Source organism: Sphingopyxis sp. LK2115 (assembly GCF_014595975.1).
Classification (GTDB): domain Bacteria; phylum Pseudomonadota; class Alphaproteobacteria; order Sphingomonadales; family Sphingomonadaceae; genus Sphingopyxis.
Genome location: NZ_JABWGQ010000045.1, coordinates 1 through 20520 on the forward strand (window position 1 = coordinate 1; position 20520 = coordinate 20520).

Genomic DNA, 20520 nt, shown 5'->3' on the forward strand with positions numbered 1-20520 from the left:
GGGGGGGGGGGGGAGAAAAATCCATGCTGGGCAAGTTCGACGCGCTGGACCGCATCGTCCAGCTCCTGCTGCTCGCCGCCGGGCTTGGCGCGCTTGCCAATGGCGCGTTCATGCTCGTCGATCCGCTCGAATGGTATGTTTTCATCCCCACGGTCGTGACGACCGGCCCGCCCAACGCGCATTTCATCCGCGACATCGGCCTCGCCTATCTGGGGTCGGGCGCGATCCTCGTCTATGCCGCCGCGCACCCGATCCTCCGCTGGCGCGCCGCGCTGGTCGGCGGGCTGTGGCTGACGCTGCACGGGCTGCTCCACATTTACGAGGTGCTCGCGGGTATCTGCGGCCCCGCGACCTTCTGGGCCGATGCACCGGGCGTCGTTGGTCAGCCCGTGATGGTGATCGCCGCACTGGTGATTCTCTTCGCGCGCCAGCGGATCGCTCCGGCGGGCATTCCGCCGCGTCTCTTCGCGCGCGCCGCCGACAAGGCGACGCGCGGCAACAGCCCCTATCTCGCCGACCTGATCGCCGCGCCCGGTCATGCCGCCGAAAAGTTCCAGCATCTGATGCCCGCGACCGCGCATCGGCACGCCGCGCCCGCCGACGCCTTTCACGCCGCGCGCATCGGCGCAACGCTCGCCGCCGACTGCGGCCCCTGCGCACTGATCGCGGCCGAGGCGGCGATCAACGATGGCGTGCCGCGCGCCACCGTCAACGGACTGCTCGCCGGAACACCGCCGCCCGCGCTGGCCGATGCCTTTGCGTTCGGCCGCGGGGTCGCCGCCCATGATTCCTCGGCAGATGAGGCAGGCGCGCGGATCGAGGCCGCGCTCGGCCGAACCGTCCGCTTTGAACTGGCGCTGACCGCCGCGACGGTGACAGCCTATCCTGCACTCAAGCGCGGGCTTGGCTACGCCACCGCCTGCTCGCTTCACAAGCTTGAGGTTTGACAGCGGACCGAGCGCCCGACAGAGCCGCCGCATGACCCTCGCCATCCGCCCCGCCACGCCGACCGACCTGCCGCTGATCGCCGCGTTCATCCGCGACCTTGCGGAATATGAGAAACTGTCGCACGAAGTCCGCTTCGACGAAGCGAAGCTCGCGGCCAACCTGTTCGGACCGCGCCCCTATGCCGAGGTCGTGATCGGCGAAATCGACGGGACGCCGCAGGGTTTCGCGCTTTTCTTCCACAATTTCTCGACCTTCGAGGGGCGCCCTGGTATCTATCTCGAAGATTTGTTCGTCCGTCCCGAAGCACGCGGGTCGGGGCTCGGCAAGGCGCTGCTCGCGCATCTTGCCCAGCTCTGCGTGACACGCGATTGCGCGCGGCTCGAATGGAGCGTGCTCGACTGGAACGAACCCAGCATCGGCTTTTACAAAAGCCTGGGCGCCAGAATGATGGACAAATGGACCGTGATGCGCGTCGATGGCGACGCGCTCAAAACGCTCGCGGGCGCTTGACCCTGGCGGCGACGCGCCGCCGCATCAGCGCCGCCGCGCGAACCAGATCAGCACGGCACCGACGACTGCGGCGACGACACCATTGCGCGTCCATGTCGTGTCGCCGAGCATGAAGCTGCTTGCGGGCCAGCGCACAATGTCCAGCCCCTGCAACGCCCACAATGCGCCGACCAGCACCAGCACGACCCCGGCCACCGCCAAAATCCCCTTTGCCGCTCCCACAGCGTCTCTCCCCCTATCGTCTTTGCCGGCCGACCAGCGGCCGCAACCTGCAGATGCTGCGCCCGATCGCATCGAAAAGCCAGCATCCCGGTTGCCGCGAGCAACGGAAACCCGGCCCATTCGAGCAGCCGCGCGATCTTTACATGCCAGTCCCATGGCATGAAAAACATGCCGATGTGAAAGAGGATGAGCAGCGCGAAGCACCGATGCGCAGCCAGTCCATGCCATAATGGCGTCCGCCCGTCATTGGCTCCGGTTTCTTGTCCTTCAATCCTCTTCCCGGCGAAAGCGGGGACGAGGAATGAATCCTAGCGAAGCACGCCCCACGCCAGTTCCGCAAACTCGCACAGCAACGGCCGCGTATCGCGCGGATCGATAATATCCTCCACTCCGAATTTTTCCGCGGTGCGGAACGGCGAGCGCACGCGATTGAGCCGTTCGCGGATCGCGTCCAGATGCGCCGCCGGATCGTCGGCTGCTTCCAGCTCGCTCTTGTACGCGACCTCGACCCCGCCCTCGATCGGCAGGCTGCCCCAGTCGCCTGATGGCCAGGCAAAGCGATACTGGAACCGCTCGGCGTTCGACATGGCGCTGCCCGCGATGCCGTAGGCGCGCCGCACGACGACCGACGCGAGGGGGACGGTGGCGCGGTATATCGCGTTCATCGCCTGCACCCCGTAGCGGATCGTCCCCGTCCGTTCGGCCTCGCCGCCGATCATGAAACCCGGATTGTCGACAAGGTGGACGATCGGCAACCGGAACTGGTCGGCCAGCTTGACGAAGCGCTCGGCCTTCTCGCTCGTCTTGGCGTCCCACGATCCGCCGAGGTACGAAGGATCGCTCGCCAGCACCGCAACCGGCCAGCCGTCCAATCGCGCAAAGGCGGTGATGACGGCGCGTCCCCAGCGCGCACCCATCTCGAAAAAACTGCCCTTGTCGAACACCGCGTCGGCGATGCGCCGCATCGAATAGACCTGCTTTGGCTCGCGCGGGACGATCGACAGCAGCGCCTCCTCGCGCCGACCGACCGGATCGGCGCATTCGGTGCGAAGCGCACGATCATGGATCGACGAGGGTAGGTAGGACAGGAAACGCCGCGCCGCCGCAAAGGCCTCCGCCTCGCTCGCCACCTCGTCGTCGACCACGCCGTTGCGCGTATGCACGTCGCTGCCGCCCAGCTCCTCGCGGTCGAGCGTATCGCCGATCGCCGCCGCGACCGCCGGTCCGGCCGCGAACAGTTGCGACAGCCCGCGCACCATGATGCTGTAGTGGCTCGCGACGACGCGCGCGGCGCCCAGCCCCGCGGTCGGCCCCAGCGCGAGCGCGACGACCGGCACCGTGTCGAGATTGGCGATAATCTGGTCCCATCCCGGAACGTGCGGAATATAGGTATAACCCATATCCTCCAGCGTCTTGACCGACCCGCCGCCGCCGGTGCCGTCGATCATGCGAATAAGCGGCAGGCGATATTCATGCGCCATCGCCTCGCACTGCACGAATTTGCGGTGCAGCGCCGCATCGGCGGCGCCGCCGCGCACGGTGAAATCGTCGGCCGAGGCAACGACCGGCCGCCCGTCGATATTCGCGCGGCCAAAGATGAAATTGCTTGGCGCGAGGTCTTCCAGCACGCCATCGGCGCCATAGGTGCCGCGCCCGGCAATCTTGCCGATCTCGCGAAAGCTGCCCGGATCGACGATCGCGGCGAGCCGCGCCCGCGCGTCCATCTTGCCGCGACTGTGCTGGCGCGCGACCTTTTCTTCCCCGCCCATCTTCTCGGCCATCGCGCGGCGCTGACCCAGTTCGTCCACTTCTTTTTTCCAGCTCATGCCGCGCAAGCTAGCTTACGTTGACGGAAACGTCATGCCATATTCGCGCCAACGAACAGGGAGAGACAGATGACCGACAGGAATCTTGCAGGGCGCGTCGCGCTCGTCACCGGCGCTTCGCGCGGAATCGGGCGCGGGATTGCGCTGGGGCTGGCGGAGGCAGGCGCCGACGTCGCGGTCAACTACACCCGCGGCGCCGACGCCGCCGCAGAAACCGTCGCCGCCATTCAGGCGCTGGGCCGCAAGGCAAAGGCCTATCAGGCCTCGGTCACCGACGAAGCCGCCTGCGCCGCGATGGTCGCCGCCATCGAAGCCGATTTCGGCCCGATGTCGATCCTGATCAACAACGCCGGCATCGCCAGCCGCGGGCTGTCCGTCGCCGACACCGACCCCGCCGAGGTCGACAAGCTGTTTGCCGTGCACGCCGCCGGCCCGCACCGCCTGTCGCGGCTTGCGCTGCCACAGCTCCGTCAGCACCGGCGCAGCGACATCATCATCATCTCCAGCATCGCGACCTATGTGAACTCCCCAAATGGCGCGCCCTACACGATGGCGAAAGCCGCGGGCGAAGCCCTCGCGCTCACGCTCGCCAAGGAGGAGCTGAAGAACGGCGTCCGCGTCAACATCGTCGCCCCGGCGCTCACCGTCAGCGACATGGGCGAAAAACTGTCGCGCGCCGTCACCGGCCAGGATGACATCCACCACCTCGACGCCAAAATGCCCTTCGGCCGCGTCGCCGTCCCCGCCGACGTCGCCGCGGCGGTGGTGTGGTTTGTCAGCGACGCGAACAGCTATTGCTCGGGGCAGAAACTCAATATCGACGGCGCGGGGCAGGCGACCTTTCGTTGAACCTCTCCCCTCCCCTTGGGGGCTGCGGGGTTGGCTTGCCCCCCCGCCGACCCATGTTCGTGACGGGGGGGCACGAACGCCCCTGCGCCGGTTGCGAAGACTGGGTCGCTTGCTGCCCGGTCAAGGCCGGGTGAGGCGTATGCGAGCCAAAGGCTCGCACAAAGCGCCGCGTCGTTCACCCTCAACACCGTCCGCCGGATCGCCTCCGGCGACAAGGCGCCCTATCCTTCTCCCCTCAAGGGTGAAGGTCGGTTAGATCGCTGCGATGCGTCCCGATTCGCCCTCGCCCGTCATCCCCTTTCTGGTCGCCTGCGCGGGCATCGCGACCTTTTCGGCGATGGACGTGCTGATGAAGGGGCTGTCCATCGACATCGGCGCCTATAATGCCGTGCTGTGGCGCACCGGCGCGGGCACGCTGCTGAGCGGCCTCCTCTATGTCGCGAGCCGTCCCAAATGGCCCGGCAAGGCGACGATGACGATCCACGCCTGGCGCTCGGTTTTCGTTGCGGGCATGGCGCTTTCTTTCTTCTGGGCGCTGGCGCGGCTGCCGATCGCCGAAGCGATCGCGCTCGCCTTTGTCGCACCGCTGATGGCGCTCTACATGGCCGCAATCTTTTTGGGCGAGAAGATCGGCCCGCGTTCGATCGCGGCGTCGCTGCTTGGGCTTGCGGGGGTGATCGTCATCGTTGCGGGCAAACTGGGCGGCGATTATTCGGACGAAGCGCTGCTCGCGGTCGGCGCGGTGTTCCTGTCGGCGGTCTTCTATGCCTATAATCTCATCCTCGCGCGGCGGCAGGCAAAGATGGCCGAGCCGCTGGAAATCGCCTTTTTCCAGAATGCGTTCGTGGCCGCGATCCTCGCGCTGGGCGCGCCCTGGTTCCTCGCCGTGCCCGCCGCCGGCCACGCCCCGCACATTGTCGGCGCCGCGGCGCTCGCCACCGCGTCGCTGCTGCTCTTGAGCTGGGCCTATGCCCGCGCCGAGACGCAGATTCTGGCGACGACCGAATATACCGGCTTCCTCTGGGCGATGCTTTTCGGCTGGATGTTCTTCGACGAAGCGGTGACCTGGCCGACGATCGCGGGCGCGGCGCTGATCGTCATCGGCTGCCTGATCGTGGCGAGGAAGGCGCCGCCGCTCGACCCGATCGAACCCGCGGCGGCCTAGGAAATTATTTCACGCAAAAGCGCGGTGGCGCGGCGATTTCGCGTTCACCGCGAATCGCCACTCCATTTCGGCGGAGCATCATTCGCAACGCCCAAACAATGGGGTCTATTGGCTCAGCGCTTTATCTGCACGTCTCTGCGTCTTCGCGCGACCATAATCACACCGCGGCGCGCGCGAGCCGGTCGTTAATTGCCGCGCCCAACCCGTCCTGCGGAATGGCCGCCACCGCAATCTTCATCCGGTCGCTCGCCGCCCCCGCATGGAGCGCATCGAACAGCCGCGCCGCCGCTTCGGTCAGGTCGCCTGCCGCGCTCAGCTGATAATCGCCCGGCACTGGCCCGAACCCGATCCCATATTCGTCCGGTCCGAACCCCACCGCACCCAGCCGCACCGGCTTGCCCGGCGCATAATGGCTCGCGAGCATCCCTGGCGCGACGATGTCCGCCCCCTTGCGCTCGGTTACCGGCAACCCGCTCGCCTCGGCCAGCATCGCCGCCGTCACCGGCCCCGGCCGCAGCATTTCAACTGCCGCATCCTTCACGCGCGCGATCGTCGATTCGACTCCCGCGCTCGTCGGCCCGTCGTCGATCACCAGCGCGATCCGGCCGCCCAGGCTCGCCAGCACATGACTTGCCTTCGTCGGGCTGACGCGCCCGCTCGCATTGGCGCTCGGCGCGGCGAGCGGCGCGTTCGACGCCGCGAGCAGCGCCTGCATCGCGCGATGCCCCGGCACGCGCAGCGCAATCGTGTCCAACCCCGCGGTCGCGATGCTCGCGACCGGACACCCTGCCGCCCGCGGCACTACCAGCGTCAGCGGCCCCGGCCAGAAGCGCGCCGCGAGCGCACGCTCGGCAGCGCCGAACTCGCCCAGCGTCTCGGCGACCGCCAGCGTCGGCACATGCACGATCAGCGGGTTGAAATCGGGCCGTCCCTTCGCGGCATAGATGCGTGCGACCGCCTGGGGATCGCGCGCGTCGGCGGCAAGCCCGTACACCGTCTCGGTCGGCACCGCGACCGGCTGCCCGCCCGCGATCAGCGCCGCCGCCTCGGCGATCGCCGCATTATCGAACGCGCGAACATCAGTGGACTTTGTGCCTTCGGCCATGCCGCGCTATAGCGCCCGCGCAACGAGATTCACCAGGAAAGTCGGCCATCGCATGACCTACACGCCGCCCACGACCGAACAGCTCTTCGTCCTCAATCACGTCGCGCGCATCGACGCGATGGCGCAGCATGACCGTTTCGCCGCCGCGACCCCCGATATGGTCGAGGCGATCGTCACCGGCATCGGCGAATTCGCAGCCGAGGTCTACGCTCCGCTCAACCGCGTCGGCGACACGAACAATCCCCAATGGCGCGACGGCAAGGTCATCATGCCACCGGGGTTCAAAGAAGCCTATAAGGCGTTCGTCGAAGCGGGTTGGGGCAGCATCGACGGCCCCTCCGAATATGGCGGACAGGATCTGCCCTTCACGCTCGCGACCGTCGTGATCGAGGCGCTCGGCAGCGCGAATATGGGCTTTTCGCTGTGCAGCATCCTCACCCCCGGCGCCATCCACGCGCTGATGGCCTATGGCTCCGAGGAACAGCGGCAGACCTGGCTCCCCAGGCTCGTCACCGGCGAATGGAACGGCACGATGAACCTGACCGAGCCAGCCGCGGGCAGCGACGTCGGCGCGCTGCGCTCGACGGCGGAAAAGATCACCGAAGGCCCGAACGCCGGGCTTTACCGGATCAGGGGCCAGAAAATCTTCATCACCTTCGGCGAACATGACCTGACCGACAATATCGTCCACCTCGTCCTCGCGCGCACCCCCGGCGCGCCGGATGGAACGCGCGGCATCTCGCTTTTCCTCGTCCCCAAATATCGCCTCGATGCGGGCGGCAGGCCGACGATCAGCAACGGCGTCCACTGCGCCTCGATCGAGCACAAGCTCGGCATCCACGGATCGCCGACCGCGGTGATGGTCTATGGCGAGGACGAGGATTGTCTCGGCGAAATCGTCGGCGAGGAAATGGGCGGGATGCGCGCGATGTTCGTGATGATGAACAATGCGCGCCTGATGATCGGCTGCCAGGGCGTTCAGATCGGCGAGCGCGCGACCCAGCAGGCACAGCGCTTCGCCGCCGAACGCGTCCAGTCGGCGCTCGCGGGTTCGCCCGACCGCACCCCGGTGACGATCGACCGGCATCCCGATGTCCGCCGCATGTTGTGGCGGATGCGCGCGCAGACCGAGGCGGCGCGCGCGCTCGTCTATTATGCCGCGGCGCAGACCGATTTCGGCAAATTGGGCGACGAGGCCGCCGCGATGCGCGCCGAGGTGCTGATCCCGCTGGCGAAGGCGCATGCGACCGACATCGGATGCGAGGTCGCGAGCCTCGGCATTCAGGTCCATGGCGGCATGGGCTTTATCGAGGAAACCGGCGCCGCACAGCATTATCGCGACGCACGCATCGCGCCAATCTACGAAGGCACCAACGGCATCCAGGCGGCCGATCTGGTGGGTCGCAAGCTGGGCATGGCGGGCGGCGACCTCGTCCGCGGCCTGATCGACGATATAGCGGCGGCCGCCGCCGATTTCCCCGAATTGCAGCAGCTCGTCGAGGCGTGCCGCGCGGTCACCGACTGGATGGTCGGCGCGAACACCGCCGACCGGCTGGCGGGAAGCTACCCCTATCTTACCATGCTCGCGACCGCGACATGTGGCTGGCTGATGGCGGTCCAGCACCAGGCCGCGCGCGCCGCGCTCGATGCAGGAGAAGGCGACCGTGCCTTCCTCGACGCCAAAATCGCCTCGACGCGCTTTTACCTTGAACAGATCGTGCCCGCGGCCACGGGCCTTGCGGCGTCGGCGCTCGCCGGCGACGCGGTGCTCGAACCGCTGCCCGCGATCGCCTGATCCATCTCGCCGCCCCGCCAAAAATGGAAGGATTTCCTTAACAATTAACGCGATGATAACCATCTGGGACTAGACGCGACCGGCAATTGCTGGAGACATGCGTGCCCATCCCGGTCAAGAATCTGATCATCAGCTGGCGCAGCATCGGCTTGTCGCTGTTGCTGGCGTTCGCGGTTGGAATAACTGCGGCTGGCGAAGTGGCCGATCGGGTTCTTGATGCTGTCGTGGGCCGTCTTGCGACGCGCCCGGTGAGCGGAGAAATAGTGATTGTGGCGCTGGACGAGCGCACAATGACACAATCGCCAAACCGCAATTTCTCGATGACCCAATATGCCAATGTCGTCGAAGCGATCGACAAAGCTGGCGCGAAACGCCTTTTCGTCGATTTTTATTTCGACCGACGCGAAGGCGATCATGATTTCCCCCGTTTCGTCAGTGCAGTGCAGAATATGGGCGACCGCATAGTCTTGGCCGTTTCGACGCGTCAGGTTCCTGGCCGCGAAGACAAGGTCACGACGTTCCCGAGCAAGAAGTTCGGCCCTGACGTTCCCATCGCGAGCATCGCTGTAGAAAGCGAATTTTGGCAGGTATGGCGCGCGCCCATTGCCTATCGCGCTGAAGGGCGGCTTTTACCTAGCTTTGCGGCTATCATCGCGGGAAAGAGCAGCAACGCTCCCGAAAGTTTTCGTCTGGATCTGAGCTATGACACCCGCACGATCACGGAATATAGTGCCGCAGACTTGCTTTCAGGCAAGGTCGGAGCGCGCGAACTCGCTGGAAAGGACGTTATATTCGCGCCAACCGCACCAAGCTTCCAGGACTATTTCTATCTGCCGGGTCATGATCGGGTTCCGGGCGGATTCATTCACGTCATCGCCGCAGAAACGCTGAAGCGAGGCGACCCAATCGACATCGGCTGGCTGCCACCCTTGCTCGTCGCGATCCTGCTTACGGGAATAGCACTTATTCCGCGCTTTCAACGAGCGGTTATGGCCGCCACCATCGGCTCGACCATTATCTTGATCGGTGGCAAGGTCGTTCTTGGAACCATGCTCGTGACGTCCTGGATCGGCGCAGCGCTGGTCTATGTCGCAGCGATCGCCATCAATGTTTCTCGCACTCGCAGGCGTAGTTCGGCGCAGCGCGAGAACCCTGTCTCCGGATTACCCAATTTTGAGGCGCTACGTTCGCTGCCGCCCTTTGGCAGCGCGACGGTGATTGCCGCCAAGGTAGTCAATTTCGAGGATCTTGCCGCCTTCATTCCGGGCGACGGCATTGGCAAACTCGTCGAACAGGTGACGCGCCGCCTCCAACTCGCGTCGCAGGGCACCACGCTGCACCACGACCTCGATGGCACCTTCGCCTGGCTTGTGCCCTATTATCAGCACAGCCAGATCGAAGGGCAGCTTGCCGGGCTCGCCGCGCTTTTCAACGCGCCGCTGACCATCGGCGACCTGCGCGTGGACGTCGCGATCGCCTTCGGCGTCAACGACGAGTTCGAAGGCTCGAACGCACAACGGCTCGCGGCGGCCCTTGTCGCCGCCGAGCGCGCGATCCGCACCCGCGCGCTGTGGACCAAATATACGCCGCGGCAGAAGGACGACGCCGGCTGGCAGCTCTCCTTCCATTCGCAGCTGGAGGATGCGCTGACCGGCGGCGACATCTGGGTCGCCTTCCAGCCCCAATATGAAATTGCAACCCGTCGCCTTGTCGGGGTCGAGGCGCTCGCGCGCTGGACGCATCCGACGCGCGGCCCCATCCCACCCGACGAGTTCATCATCCAGGCCGAAAAAAGCCAGGACATCTATCGCCTCACCCTGTTCGTGATGGATCAGGCGATCCGGTCGGCGGCGCAACTGCGCGAGCGCGGCATCCACATCAACATGTCGGTCAATCTGTCCGCAGCGCTGCTCGACCACAGCGATCTTGTCGGAACGATCCGCGTCATGCTCACCGCGCACCATTTGCCGCCGGAGGCGTTGACGATCGAGATCACCGAAACCGCACAGATCGAAAACAGCCGACAGGCGCGCCAGACGCTGGCGCAACTCCGCCGCACGGGGATTCGCCTGTCGATCGACGATTATGGCACCGGCCAGTCGAACCTTGAATATCTGACCGAGATCGAGGCCGACGAAATCAAGATCGACAAGCGATTCGTTTCGACAATGCGCGATTCGCAGCGCAACCGCGAAGTCGTCAAATCGACCATCGATCTGGCGCACCGTCTTGGCGCCGTCGCGGTCGCCGAAGGCATTGAAGATGCAGAAACAATGGCGCTTCTCGTCGGCCTCGGCTGCGATGTTGGCCAAGGCTATCACCTTGGAAAACCGCAATTATTCTCTGATCTTGTCGCGATCCTGACGACCCCGCCGAACAGCCGCACCGCATAATCGCCAAAATGGCGGCAATCTTTATAGTTAAGACTCGATTTACCTTACTTATTAAGGTATATGCTCCGTTAACTGTTCTGCGTGGGCAGTCTTATCAGGAGATTTGTCATGGGTTGGTTTTGGCGCTTCCTGGGCGGCGGTGGCACTGACAGTGCTGGCGGTCAGGCCTAATCTGGAACGAAATTAAGACAGGGGCTCCGGCATCGCCGGGGCCCTTTTCTTTTGCCCTGATGCTTTCACGGATGCGCCGACCATAGGCCTTTGTGGGATGGGCAGCGGACGTAGCGGCCGTTCCTCCTCCCCGGAACGGCAAATTGGCAGTCCGCAGGGCTGACGGAGGGGTCGAAACCTCTCGTCATGACGCACCGCCCCCGCCCCTCCACGAACGCTGCGCGGCGCCTCCCCGTTCGGCGGAGGAATGGAGATCGCCGCGTCCGGTCGGTTTCACACTCTCCCCGCTTTCCGTTCGTATCGAGCGAGGATGAGATATCCATCGACACCGCGCCACGCCGAGGGTTATCTCGACTTCGCCTGATGCGAACGGGTTTGCAGGTCCGTCTCCCGTCGAACCCTGCCCCTTTTAAGGATAACTCACCGTCATCGGCACCTCGGGGATGGGGATATACTCCTCGCTGTCGCCGGGAACGAGGGGGAAGCGTCCCTCTTTCCAGTCATGCTTCGCCTGATTGATCCGGTCGCGCGAGGAGCTGACGAAGTTCCACCACACATGGCGCGGCGTGGCGAAGGCTTCGCCGCCGAGCAGCATCACGCGCGCATCGCTGGTCGCGCGCAGCAACATTGGCTGCCCCGGCTTCAATATCGTGAGGCTGTGCCGTTCGAGCGGTTCTCCGTCGAGGCTCGCGTCACCCAGCGCCACGAGCAAGGCGCGCTCGTCGGCCTCGGCGTCGATCGGGATCGTCGCCCCGGCATTCATCAATATGTCGGCATAGATGGTGGCGCTGTGCTGGGTGACCGGCGATGTCGCGCCCCACAGGCTGCCCATGATGATGCGCGCCGACACACCATGATCCTCGACCAGCGGCAGATCGCGCTTCGCGACATGCTCGAACGCCGGGTCAACCTCTTCCTTGCCGTCGGGCAGCGCAAGCCAGGTCTGCATGCCCGAAATCGCCGAGCCGGTCGCGCGCTCGGCCTGTGGCGTGCGCTCCGAATGAACGATCCCGCGCCCCGCGGTCATCAGGTTGCACGCGCCGGGTCGGATCGTCGCATAGCTGCCGAGGCTGTCGCGATGGTCGATCGCGCCCTCGAACAAATAGGTTACGGTGGCAAGGTTGATGTGCGGGTGCGGGCGCACGTCCATGCCCTTGCCAATGTCGAAATGCGCCGGGCCGAACTGGTCCACGAAAATAAACGGACCGACCATCGTGCGCGCCTTGTTGGGCAGGGTGCGGCGCACCTCGAACGCGCCGATGTCGTGGGTCGCGGGAGCAATCACGTCAAACATCGGTCGAACCGCTCCTTCCATCAGCCTTTTGCAATCGCTGGCAGGCGCAGGATTTTCTCCATCGCCTTGCCCTTCGCCAGTTCGTCGATCAGCTTGTCGAGATAGCGGATCTCACGCATCAGCGGCTGGTCGATATTCTCGACGCGGATGCCGCAGACGACCCCTTTGATCTGGTCGCGCGCCGGATTCATCGCGGGCGCATCGGCAAAGAAGGTCCGGAAATCGACCCGTTCGGCGATCCGGGCGTCCAGCTCCGCCTGGCTATAGCCGGTCAGCCAGCGGATGATCGCGTCGACGTCTTCGCGTGTGCGGCCCTTGCGTTCGGCCTTGGCCACATAATGCGGATAGACGCTGGCAAAGCTGATGCCATAGATGCGGTGCCCGGCCATTCGAGCCTCTATTCGCCCGGCGCCGTCGCGCGGATCGCGAGCGCGTGGACACGCTGCCCCGGCAGATCGCCGAGCGCCTTGTTCACCATCCGCTGACGCATCACGCGGTTCATGCCCTGAAAGCCTGCCCATTCGATGCTCAGGCTGAAATGCGATTCGCCGCTGCCGTCGTCACCCGCATGGCCATGATGTTTGGCGCTGTCGTTGCTGAGGGCGAAATGGGCGCCGGGAAAGGCAGCGGCCAGCAGGCTTTCCATCTCTTGCTGTACGGGGCCTTTGCTGCTCATGGGGTTGACCATAGGCCGAGCCTCGCCAAATGATAAGTCCTCCCACAACATGAAAGCCCGTTTTGCCGTCCTCCTCCCGCCCCACCCGTTTTCATGGCCGCGTGCCGCGCGAAGCGCCCTGCGCCATGCCCGGCTGCCGCGAGCCGGGCGAGTTTCGCGCCCCTGCCTCGGCGCACCGCTCGCCCGACGGCCCGCCGCCTTATCGCTGGCTGTGCCTCGACCATGTGCGCGAGTTCAACGCGGGCTATAATTTCTTTGACGGAATGAGCGCCGATCAGATCATGGCGGCGCAATCGCCAACCGCGGGCTGGGAAACCGAAAGCCGCGCCTTCCGCGCCGCGGGCAGCGCCGACCTGCCGCCGCGCTGGGCCGATTTCAGGGATCCGATCGACGCGCTCGGCGCGCGCTTCCGGCAGCGGATGGACGAAGCGCGGCGCGAGGCGGCCAATCCCGGCCTGTCGCGCGAAGAACATGCCGCGATGCGGTTGATGGGCCTTGCCGCCGATGCCGACCGCGCCGCGCTGCGCCGCCGCTACAGCGAGCTCGTCCGCAAATATCATCCCGACCGCAACGGCGGCGATCGCCGATTTGAAACGCGACTCGGCGAAGTGGTTGAGGCCTATCAATTGCTGAGGAAGACCAAAACGTTCGCTTAGGGGACACGCAATGACCGACCTGGACGAAGCACGGATCGCGGTGGTGCGGCGGCACATGGCGCTCGAAATCGCGCACGACTGGGACGGCGTCATCGCGACCTTCGACCATCCGCGCTACGAGCTGATGGGGCCGGGCACCGTCTTTGACGGGGAAGCGGCGGTGCGGTCCTATTTCGCCGCGTCGCGCGAACCCTTTCCCGATCAGGCGAACGAGGTGATCGCGATCGCCGCCGACGCGGCGAGCAACACTGTGCTCGTCGAATTCTGGCTCACGGGCACGCATCTGGGGCCGTTGAAGCTGGGTCTGCGCACCATCGAGCCGACCGGCAGGGCGTTTCGCATCCGCATGGCGGCGAGCTTCGAATTCGCACCCGGCAGCGACAGAATCGTCTGCGAGCGCCCCTATTACGACCAGTCGGCAGTGATGAAGGCGCTGGGGCTCCTCTGAAAAGGCGTTGCAAGGCGAAACCCTTGACGATACCGCGCTAGCCGGACTCTCCCGCTCCCCTTGGGGGAGAGGATTGCGAAGACTTGCGGACCTGTTCGCCAGTCGAAGCTGGCAAGGCTCAGTATCCTTCCCCCCTCAAGGGAGAAGGCTTGGAAAAGCTGAAAGCGACGAAAACATGACCGATATCCCGAACAGCCTCCCCGACCATCACGGATCGACGCTGCTGGCAGCGCCCGATACCGAGGTCGACGCGCGCGAGATGTTCGGCGTCGATATCGACATGAAGGTGCCGGCATTCAGCGAGGCCGACGCGCGCGTGCCCGACCTCGACCCTGCCTATGTCTTTGACGGCGACACGACGCTCGCGATCCTCGCGGGCTTCAAATACAACCGCCGGGTGATGGTGCAGGGCTATCACGGGACCGGCAAGTCGACACATATCGAACAGGTCGCGGCGCGGCTGAAATGGCCGTGCATCCGCGTCAACCTCGACGCGCATATCAGCCGAATCGACCTCGTCGGCCGCGACGCCATCGTGCTGCGCGACGGCCAGCAGGTCACCGAGTTTCGCGAAGGTCTGCTCCCTTGGGCGCTCCAGACGCCCACGGCGCTCGTCTTCGACGAATATGACGCGGGGCGCCCCGACGTCATGTTCGTGATCCAGCGCGTGCTGGAAACCGAGGGCAAGCTGACCCTGCTCGACCAGAATCGCGTGATCCGCCCGAATCCCTGGTTCCGCCTCTTCTCGACCGCGAACACGATAGGACTCGGCGACACGAGCGGGCTTTATCACGGGACGCAACAGATCAACCAGGGCCAGATGGACCGCTGGAACATCGTCGTCACGCTGAATTATCTGCCCGCCGCGACCGAAGCCGAAATCATCCTCGCCAAGGTGCCCGAAACCGACGAGACGACGATCGCCAATATGGTCAAGGTCGCCGACCTGACGCGGCAGGGTTTCATCAACGGCGACATTTCGACCGTGATGAGTCCGCGCACCGTCATCAGCTGGGCACAGAACACCGCAATCTTCCGCAATATCGGCTTTGCCTTTCGCCTGTCGTTCCTCAACAAATGCGACGAGGCCGAACGGATGATCGTCGCCGAATATTATCAGCGCGTCTTCGGCGAGGATTTGCCCGAAAGCGTCGTCGCGCGGTGATACCGGTCCGCCAGCTGGCGGCGGCGTGCGGAGCCGCGCTCGCGCTGTCGGGGTGCAGCATCGCCGCGGTCGATTATGGCAAGATCCGCCACGCCGCCTATATCGCCGACCCGCGCTGCACCGCGCAGCCCGGCGCGGCGGTCGACGGCGAAGCGCTGCCCTATTTCTTCGCGACGAGCCGCCTGCCCGATTGCCGCGGCGACGCGATCGAACTGCTCCATCACCGCGGCGAGCATGTGCGCTTTGGCCGCTTCGACGAGCCGCGCGACGTCGTTATGGGCAGGAAAAAGCGGTTCCTGCCCCCACTCGCCTTTCAGGCCGCGCCCGACTGGTGGCGCGCGTTGCAGGCCGAAACCGACCGGCGGCAGGGCCGTGTGCTGCTCTACGTCCACGGCTATCGCGAGAGCTTCTCGACCACCTCGAAAGACGCGGCGCAGATCGCGCGGATGACGGGCTTTGACGGGCCGATCATCGAATATAGCTGGCCGTCGCAGGGCAAGCTTTTGAGCTATGTCGTCGACGAAACGAATGTGTATCACGACGTTCGCAATTTCCGCGATTTCCTCAAAACCCTTGCCGAACAGGGCTGGGTCAGGGAAATCGTCATCGTCTCGCACTCGCTTGGCGCACGGCTGGTAATCCCCGCGGTCGCCTATGTCGATCGCGCGTCAAGCAACGCCGACAGCAGCAATATTTCCAACATCATCCTCGCCTCGCCCGACATCGACCGCGAGACGTTCGAGCGCGACATCGAGGATGAAGTGCTGTCGGCGCGGCGCGTCGCCAACGACCGTCGGATCACCATCTATACCTCGCGCGCCGACAAGGCGCTTGCGGCATCGCGCGCGATCCACGGCTATCCGCGATTGGGCTCGCCCTATTGTTTCGACCCGTTCGAGGCGGCCGACCTGAAGGCGAAGGGGCTGCCCGAACGCTGCTATCCCGCGGCGCGCACCGGACTGACGGTGATCGACACGACCGATGTGTCGCGCGGATCGACCGGGCACAGCAATTTCCTGCTGAGCGCGCCCGCCTGCCGCGATTTCATCGACGTCGTCGCGGGAAAACGCACGCGGCCCGAACGCATCGCGACTCCCTGGGCGCATGTGTTCCGGCTGGAGCCCGATCCGTCGCTGACCAACGACGACCATGCGGCCATCTGCCGCCGCACCGCCGAGGCGGGCGACGACCGCTGAGGCGTTAAAAGCCGCACATCACCGCAAAATCGGCAAGCCACACGACCGGCCCTTCACCGGTCCACAGCCACAGGCCACCGACCGCGATCGCGGCGAACAGCGCCAGCGCAATCACGTCCTGCCGCGCCAGTTTCATGCCGCCTGCAAGCGTTTGACCGGCGCGTCGGCGATCGGCAGGTGGACGAGACCCGCGAACAGTCCAAGCGCGATCGCAATGCCCCAGGCGACATTATAGCTGCCCGTCGAATCGAAGATCAGCCCCGCCATCCACGCGCCGAAGAAGCTGCCGATCTGATGGCTGAGGAAGACGATGCCATAAAGCATCGACAGGTGGCGGACGCCGAAGATACGCCCGACGATTCCGCTGGTGAGCGGGATGGTGCCGAGCCAGAGGAAACCCATCGCACCCGCGAAGGCGAGCGCGCTCGCATGGCTCAACGGCAGGAACAGGAAGAGCGCGATCACCGCCGAGCGCGCGGTGTAGAGCGCCGACAGCACATATTTCTGGCGCATCACATCGCCCGCGCGACCGAAGACATAAGAGCCAAGGATGTTGAACAGCCCGACAAGTGCCAGCACCTGCGCGCCGATGTCGATCCCCAGCCCCTTGTCGTCGAGATAGGCGGGCAGGTGCGTCGCGATGAAGGCGATATGAAAACCGCACACGAAAAAGCCTGCGTTCAGCAGCCAGTAGCCGCGGTGGACCGCTGCCTCGCGCAGTGCCTCGCGGGCGCTCTGTTCCTCGACCGCCAGCATGGCCGAGCCATCGGGCCGCCCGGCGACGCCGATCGCGAGCAGGCCGCAGAGCGCAACCAGCCCCGCCATGATCCACAAAGTCTGCTGATAGCCAAGATCACCAAGCAGTATCGAGGCGAAGGGCACAACGAGAAACTGTCCCAGCGACCCGCCGGCGGTCACGATGCCAAAGGCGGTGCTGCGTCTTTCGGGACTGACAACGCGGCCGACCGCGCCGAGCACGACAACAAAGGTTGTCGCCGACTGCGCCATACCGATGAAGATGCCAAAACTGATGTGCAGCCCGATCGCATCGGTCGCAAAGGCCGCGCCGATCAGCCCCAGCGCATAGAGCAGCGCCCCCGCCAGCACGACCCGCCCTGCGCCATGCTTGTCGGCGAGCGCGCCGACGAACGGCTGGACCAGCCCGAACAGCAGGTTCTGGAGCGCCATCGCGAGGCCGAAATCTGATCGGCTGATGCCGATATCGACGCTCATCTGCGGCAGGAACAGCCCGAACGACTGCCGCACGCCCATCGCGAGCGTGACGATGAAGGCGGCGCAGGCGATAACGACCCACGGACGTTTCATGGGGGAGAGTGCGGGGGAGGCCATATGTGGCCGATGCGCCCGCGCCCGCGCGACGTCAAGCGAGCTTGGCTAAAGCCCCGCTTACGCCGGCTTTCGTCACCCCGGAGTCAATCCGGAGTGACGATGAAAGGGATTTCTTCGTCATCCAAAGCTGGTTAGAGCCGACTCGACATGACCGCCCAATCCGCCCTCGACAATTTCAAGGCCGCGCTGTCGAGCGTTGCGCGCGCGGTCACCCGCGATGCCGAGGTCGAGGTAGGCTTTACCGCCGACGCGCCCGCGCAGGTCGGCAAGGCGATCAAGGTGCCGACGCCGTCACGCACGCTGCCCGCCGATCAGGTGGCCGAGGCGCGCGGCTTTGCCGACTCCTATGCGCTGCGGATGAAACATCACAACGACAAGATCCACAATGCCGCGCGCCCCGCCGAACCTGTCGCCGCCGCCGCGTTCGACGCGATGGAGCGCGCGCGGATCGAGGCTCTGGGCGCGCGCCATATGGCGGGGATGCGCGGAAATCTGGCGGCCAGCCTTGCGATGCGCATGCGTTCGGACCCGATCAGCCGCGCGCAGGATCGGGCCGATGTCCCGATGTCGAGCGCGCTGGAACTGATGCTGCGCGAGGCGCTGACCGGCGAACGCGCGCCGCAGGGCACCGAAACCGGCCTGTCGCTGGTGCGCGAATGGATCAGCAAGGAAGCCGGCGGCGATCTGACCGCGCTGGCGATGCTGCTCGACGATCAGGCCGCGTTCGCCGAAACCGCGAAGCTCGCGCTTCGTCACCTCGACCTCATCCAGAGCGACGAGCCGCTGGAGGAAGGCGCCGAGGAAGGCGGCGAGCAGGACGAGACCGAGGCCGAAGAAAGGCAGGAAGAGCAGGACAGCGAAGACGGCGGCGCCGGCGAAAGCCAGGTCGACGCGCGCGCCGAAATGGCGGGCGATCAGGCCGACGACGGCGACAGCGACCCGCAAGCGCAGGAAATGGAAGCCGACGGCGAACCCGAAATGGGCGGCGAAGGCGACGAAGGGATGCTGCCCGTTCGCCCCAACCGCCTGCCGAGCGACATTCCCGATTTCAACTATCTGCGCTTTACCGAAAAGCATGACGAGATCATCGCCGCGACCGAGCTGTGCGATGCCGACGAACTCACCCGCCTGCGCGCCTATCTCGACCAGCAGATGACGCATTTGCAGGGCGCGGTGACCAAGCTCGCCAACCGGCTCCAGCGCCGGTTGATGGCGCAGCAGAACCGCGCGTGGGATTTCGACCAGGAGGAAGGCCAGCTCGACGCCGCGCGGCTCGCGCGCGTCATCGTCTCGCCCGGCCAGTCCCTGAGCTACAAGATCGAGCGCGATACCGACTTCCGCGACACGGTCGTCTCGCTGCTCATCGACAACAGCGGATCGATGCGCGGCCGCCCGATCAGCATCGCCGCGATCAGCGCCGACATCCTCGCGCGCACGCTCGAACGCTGCGGCGTCAAGACCGAAATCCTTGGCTTCACGACGCGGACGTGGAAGGGCGGGCAAAGCCGCGAGGACTGGCTTGCCGCGGGCCGTCCGGCGCACCCCGGACGCCTCAACGACCTTCGCCACATCATCTACAAGCCCGCCGACGAACCCTATCGCCGCGCGCGCAAGTCGCTGGGGCTGATGATGCGCGAAGGGCTGCTCAAGGAAAATATCGACGGCGAGGCGCTGATGTGGGCGCACCAGCGGATCATCAATCGCCCCGAAGAACGCCGCATCCTGATGGTGATTTCGGACGGCGCGCCGGTCGACGACAGCACGCTGTCGGTCAACCACGGCGCCTATCTCGACCAGCATCTGCGCCAGGTCATCGAATGGATCGAAAAGCGCTCCCCCGTCGAACTCTGCGCGATCGGCATCGGGCATGACGTCACACGATACTACAGCCGCGCGGTGACGATCATGGACGCCGAGCAATTGGGCGGCACGATGGTCGAGCAATTGGCGGGATTGTTCGACGTGGATTGAGCCGCAGCCGCCCCGCCGGTCCGTTCGCCGTGACGTAAAATCCTGCTTGCCAAGTAAAAAACGAGCGATAATCCTCCACGTCGGGAAGGGGGCAATCCATGTCGGCGTCAATATGCTCGCACTATGCCGTCGGCACGGCGGCCTTTGTGCTTGCCCTCGTAACGGGCGTCGCATTGGCGCAAGAACGGCTGCCGGAAGCCGCCGTACCGGACAACACGACGGCGGCGGGATCGACCCTCGTATCTCCCGGATCGCCGCGCTCAGACGGAAGCGCCATCCCCGTCGAAGTTACGGCGGGAACGCTGATCTATCTGCGCCTCGATGAGACCGTAAACAGCAAGACCCACAAGACCGGCGACTGGTTCGCAATCTCGTTGCTGCATCCTATCATGCTGGGTGATCTTACGCTCGTGCCAGCGGGAACGCCCGGTCGCGGTCAGGTCGTCCATTCGGCGAAATCGAGTTGGGGCGGCAAGGCGGGCGAGTTGATCCTCGGCGCGCGATACCTGGAACATGATGGAGAGCGCATTTTGCTGCGCGGCATGAAACTCGGCGGCGTGGGCGGCAATAATGAAGGCTTGGCTTTCGGCGCGAGCGTCGCGGGTGGGGTAGCCGCCATGCCGCTGATCTTTGCCCTCAACGGCAAGAATGCCCATTTTCCGGCCGGCATATATGCGACCGCCAAGCTTGCGGTGGCCCTGCCCGGCGATTCATCCGCCGTCGCCTCGGCGACGGCCGATCCGGTTGTGGACAAGCCCGCCACAAGCGGAGAGGCGGCGG

21 protein-coding genes and 1 pseudogene are annotated in these 20520 nt (G+C 65.3%); 14 read left to right on the forward strand and 8 right to left on the reverse strand.

The features are described from left to right. Positions 1 to 23: 23 nt before the first annotated feature. On the forward strand, positions 24 to 947 hold the full coding sequence (locus tag HUW43_RS09810; RefSeq protein WP_188237234.1) for a hypothetical protein: 924 nt from the start codon (positions 24 to 26) through the stop codon (positions 945 to 947). A 31-nt stretch (positions 948 to 978) separates the two neighbouring features. After that, on the forward strand, positions 979 to 1458 hold the full coding sequence (locus HUW43_RS09815; RefSeq protein ID WP_188237235.1) for a GNAT family N-acetyltransferase: 480 nt from the start codon (positions 979 to 981) through the stop codon (positions 1456 to 1458). 24 nt (positions 1459 to 1482) lie between these two features. Here HUW43_RS09815 and HUW43_RS09820 read toward each other — a convergent pair whose 3' ends face one another. Further along, the gene (locus HUW43_RS09820; protein ID WP_223181447.1) at positions 1483 to 1653 is read right to left on the reverse strand and encodes a hypothetical protein; all 171 of its coding nucleotides are present in this window, start codon (positions 1651 to 1653) and stop codon (positions 1483 to 1485) included. An 80-nt stretch (positions 1654 to 1733) separates the two neighbouring features. On the opposite strand from HUW43_RS09820, the gene HUW43_RS09825 reads away from it, so the two are divergent. After that, the gene (locus tag HUW43_RS09825; RefSeq protein WP_188237237.1) at positions 1734 to 1910 is read left to right on the forward strand and encodes a hypothetical protein; all 177 of its coding nucleotides are present in this window, start codon (positions 1734 to 1736) and stop codon (positions 1908 to 1910) included. A 78-nt stretch (positions 1911 to 1988) separates the two neighbouring features. Here HUW43_RS09825 and HUW43_RS09830 read toward each other — a convergent pair whose 3' ends face one another. Next, complete coding sequence (locus tag HUW43_RS09830; protein ID WP_188237238.1) at positions 1989 to 3506, reverse strand: acyl-CoA carboxylase subunit beta; 1518 nt, start codon at positions 3504 to 3506, stop codon at positions 1989 to 1991. A 69-nt stretch (positions 3507 to 3575) separates the two neighbouring features. On the opposite strand from HUW43_RS09830, the gene HUW43_RS09835 reads away from it, so the two are divergent. Then, on the forward strand, positions 3576 to 4355 hold the full coding sequence (locus HUW43_RS09835; RefSeq protein ID WP_188237239.1) for an SDR family NAD(P)-dependent oxidoreductase: 780 nt from the start codon (positions 3576 to 3578) through the stop codon (positions 4353 to 4355). Positions 4356 to 4620: 265 nt separating this feature from the next. Next, positions 4621 to 5520, forward strand: a complete 900-nt coding sequence (locus HUW43_RS09840) for a DMT family transporter (protein ID WP_188237240.1) — start codon at positions 4621 to 4623, stop codon at positions 5518 to 5520. A 157-nt stretch (positions 5521 to 5677) separates the two neighbouring features. Here HUW43_RS09840 and HUW43_RS09845 read toward each other — a convergent pair whose 3' ends face one another. Beyond that, positions 5678 to 6625 (reverse strand): L-threonylcarbamoyladenylate synthase, encoded by a 948-nt coding sequence (locus HUW43_RS09845; RefSeq protein WP_188237241.1) that lies wholly within the window; start codon positions 6623 to 6625, stop codon positions 5678 to 5680. A 52-nt stretch (positions 6626 to 6677) separates the two neighbouring features. Here HUW43_RS09845 and HUW43_RS09850 point away from each other — a divergent pair, with 52 nt between their 5' ends. The 3 genes and pseudogenes from HUW43_RS09850 to HUW43_RS15725 all read left to right on the forward strand — a co-directional run bounded on the left by HUW43_RS09850 (position 6678) and on the right by HUW43_RS15725 (position 10813). Then, entirely contained in the window at positions 6678 to 8420 is a 1743-nt protein-coding gene (locus HUW43_RS09850; protein WP_188237242.1) for an acyl-CoA dehydrogenase, read from the forward strand. A 224-nt stretch (positions 8421 to 8644) separates the two neighbouring features. Continuing rightward, a pseudogene (locus HUW43_RS15720) lies at positions 8645 to 9310 on the forward strand (CHASE2 domain-containing protein); the annotation flags it as partial. A gap of 99 nt (positions 9311 to 9409) precedes the next feature. Then, positions 9410 to 10813: an EAL domain-containing protein gene (locus HUW43_RS15725; RefSeq protein WP_223181444.1), complete on the forward strand. Its 1404-nt coding sequence runs from the start codon at positions 9410 to 9412 to the stop codon at positions 10811 to 10813. A gap of 580 nt (positions 10814 to 11393) precedes the next feature. Here the strand turns inward: HUW43_RS15725 and HUW43_RS09860 are convergent. The 3 genes from HUW43_RS09860 to HUW43_RS09870 are packed head-to-tail and all read right to left on the reverse strand — an operon-like array spanning position 11394 to position 12954. After that, entirely contained in the window at positions 11394 to 12278 is an 885-nt protein-coding gene (locus HUW43_RS09860) for a pirin family protein (protein ID WP_188237244.1), read from the reverse strand. A gap of 20 nt (positions 12279 to 12298) precedes the next feature. Further along, a complete protein-coding gene (locus tag HUW43_RS09865) occupies positions 12299 to 12667 on the reverse strand; it encodes a DUF2200 domain-containing protein (RefSeq protein WP_188237245.1) in 369 nt (122 codons plus the stop codon). Between the two features lie 8 nt (positions 12668 to 12675). Continuing rightward, positions 12676 to 12954 (reverse strand): BolA family protein, encoded by a 279-nt coding sequence (locus HUW43_RS09870; protein WP_411157940.1) that lies wholly within the window; start codon positions 12952 to 12954, stop codon positions 12676 to 12678. A 125-nt stretch (positions 12955 to 13079) separates the two neighbouring features. Between HUW43_RS09870 and HUW43_RS09875 the strand changes: the two genes are divergently transcribed. The 4 genes from HUW43_RS09875 (at position 13080) to HUW43_RS09890 (ending at position 16419) form a co-directional block, all read left to right on the forward strand. After that, complete coding sequence (locus HUW43_RS09875; RefSeq protein ID WP_188237246.1) at positions 13080 to 13610, forward strand: DnaJ domain-containing protein; 531 nt, start codon at positions 13080 to 13082, stop codon at positions 13608 to 13610. Positions 13611 to 13620: 10 nt separating this feature from the next. Further along, positions 13621 to 14058, forward strand: a complete 438-nt coding sequence (locus tag HUW43_RS09880) for an ester cyclase (RefSeq protein ID WP_188237247.1) — start codon at positions 13621 to 13623, stop codon at positions 14056 to 14058. Positions 14059 to 14233: 175 nt separating this feature from the next. Then, positions 14234 to 15223, forward strand: coding sequence for a cobaltochelatase subunit CobS (cobS, locus tag HUW43_RS09885; protein WP_188237248.1), 990 nt, complete (start codon positions 14234 to 14236; stop codon positions 15221 to 15223). Beyond that, entirely contained in the window at positions 15220 to 16419 is a 1200-nt protein-coding gene (locus tag HUW43_RS09890; RefSeq protein WP_188237249.1) for an alpha/beta hydrolase, read from the forward strand. Before cobS ends, HUW43_RS09890 begins: the two co-directional genes overlap by 4 nt. Positions 16420 to 16423: 4 nt before the next feature. Here the strand turns inward: HUW43_RS09890 and HUW43_RS15865 are convergent, their stop codons facing one another. Together HUW43_RS15865 and HUW43_RS09895 are read right to left on the reverse strand one after the other, a co-directional pair. Then, positions 16424 to 16555 carry a hypothetical protein gene (locus HUW43_RS15865; RefSeq protein WP_262926799.1) on the reverse strand — a complete coding sequence of 44 codons (132 nt, stop codon included), beginning with the start codon at positions 16553 to 16555 and terminating at the stop codon, positions 16424 to 16426. Beyond that, positions 16552 to 17745, reverse strand: coding sequence for an MFS transporter (locus HUW43_RS09895; protein ID WP_223181442.1), 1194 nt, complete (start codon positions 17743 to 17745; stop codon positions 16552 to 16554). Before HUW43_RS09895 ends, HUW43_RS15865 begins: the two co-directional genes overlap by 4 nt. Before the next feature lie 171 nt (positions 17746 to 17916). On the opposite strand from HUW43_RS09895, the gene cobT reads away from it, so the two are divergent. Together cobT and HUW43_RS09905 are read left to right on the forward strand one after the other, a co-directional pair. After that, positions 17917 to 19740: a cobaltochelatase subunit CobT gene (cobT, locus tag HUW43_RS09900; protein WP_188237251.1), complete on the forward strand. Its 1824-nt coding sequence runs from the start codon at positions 17917 to 17919 to the stop codon at positions 19738 to 19740. A 98-nt stretch (positions 19741 to 19838) separates the two neighbouring features. Continuing rightward, positions 19839 to 20520, forward strand: a 682-nt coding sequence (locus HUW43_RS09905) for a hypothetical protein (RefSeq protein ID WP_223181443.1), incomplete at its 3' end; no start/stop codon positions are given.